We start from the raw sequence: 1,161 nt of genomic DNA, 5'->3' as shown, positions 1-1,161 counted from the left end.
GCGCAGCGCGGCGACCGCGGCGGGTTCGTCCCGGGCCGGCCCCGGCTGGCCGCTGCGGTCGGCGGCGGCCCGGCCGACGACGGTGCTGGCCGTCCCCCGGGCGAACAGCGTCAGCGCGTGCTGGCTGGAGTCGGCGAGCAGGATGCCACCGCCACCGTCCGCAGCCAGGCTGACCAGGCCACGCAGCGGCACCGGCGCGCTCACCGGGTAGGCCGGCGCGGGTCTCGGCCGGACGGGCGCCGCCGCGGGTCCGCCGCCGTCGCCGGGCCCGATGCGCAGAACTCCCGTGGCGAGCAGTATGGCGACCGCGAGAACGACCGCGATCAGGCCCGACGTGGACCAGCCGAGCTCCCCCACCCGTGCCCGCACCGACCCGCCCCGCTCCCGCAGAACACCCAGGACCCCGGCATACCGCGAGCCGGACCCGCCGCCGCCCCCGGCCGCGAGCCGACCCGCCTCGTCCCCGCCGGCCGGCTCACCATCGACCGGCCAGCCGCCGATCAGCCCGGCGGCGGGGAGCCGACCACGGGTCGGGGGGCTGGCGTCGGCCGGCCGGTAGCGCCGCGTCGGCGGGAGCGGGCCGCGGCTGCGGCGGCGCAGGTCCTGCTCGCCGCGGAAACTGATCCCGGTGCCCGCCAGCCAGTCCGGTCCGAACGTGAACCCGGCGGCAACGATCAGATCGTCGGCGAAGGCCAGCGCGCTCGGTTGGCGGTCCGCCGGATCCTTCGCCAGTGCCCGCAGGGGGACGGCGGCGAGCTGCGCGGGGAACCCCGGCAGCGGGTGCGGCACGGCGCGGCGGTGCCGCTCGGCCATGACGTGCGGCCGCGGGTCGGCGCCGAACGGCGGCGAGCCGGCGAGCAGCTCGTAGAGCACCGCGCCGAGGCCGTAGACGTCGGCGGCCACCCCGGGGGCGGCGAGGTCGAACTGCTCGGGTGCCAGGTACGGCGTCGAACCGACCACGCTCGTCGGTGTGGCGGTACCCGTGGACTCCAGCAGCCGCGCGATGCCGAAGTCGGTGAGCTTGGGCGCCCCGTCCGCGGCGAACAGGATGTTCGACGGCTTGATGTCGCGGTGCAGCAGGCCCTCGCGGTGCACCCGGTCGAGGGCGACGGCGACCGCCGCGACGGTCGCACAGGCGGCCGGCGGCGCGAGCCCCGCCAG

Annotated in this window: 1 protein-coding gene; it reads right to left on the bottom strand. The window is 78.4% G+C overall.

Annotated elements, in window-relative coordinates:
• The coding region (locus ND748_RS32410; protein WP_251750074.1) for a serine/threonine-protein kinase at positions 1 to 1,161 on the bottom strand (1,161 nt) is incomplete at both ends.

The organism is Frankia sp. AiPs1, assembly GCF_023716945.1.
Taxonomy (GTDB): Bacteria; Actinomycetota; Actinomycetes; order Frankiales; family Frankiaceae; genus Frankia.
The sequence above is the reverse complement of the archived record's forward strand: the minus strand, read 5'-3'. Positions and strand labels throughout refer to the sequence as shown.